The 255-nt window shown below is 64.7% G+C and carries 1 protein-coding gene; it reads right to left on the bottom strand.

Annotated features, from left to right (window positions below; genetic code table 11):
• Positions 1-255: DUF3300 domain-containing protein (locus tag IB262_RS36875; protein WP_192494602.1), on the bottom strand; the 255-nt coding region annotated here is incomplete at both ends.

Raw genomic sequence — 255 nt, 5'->3', positions numbered from 1 at the left:
CGCCGTTCCAGCGGCCACCCCAGACGCCCCAATCGTCCCAGTCGACGATCGCGGCGAAGGCCGCACCCGTGACCGCACCGGCGAAGAAGGCCGCACCCGGATACCAGTAGGCGGGATAGGGCTCGTCATAGTAGCCGATCGGCGCCGGTGCATAGTTCGGCTCGTAGAGCATCTCCGGCGGATACTGCGGCACATAGATGGTTTCCGGATTGGCCGCCTGGATGACGACGTTGTCGCCTTCCTGGACCACCTTTA

This window comes from Ensifer sp. ENS02, from assembly GCF_014851885.1.
Lineage (GTDB): Bacteria > Pseudomonadota > Alphaproteobacteria > Rhizobiales > Rhizobiaceae > Ensifer > Ensifer adhaerens.
This window is presented reverse-complemented; position numbering and strand designations above follow the sequence as displayed.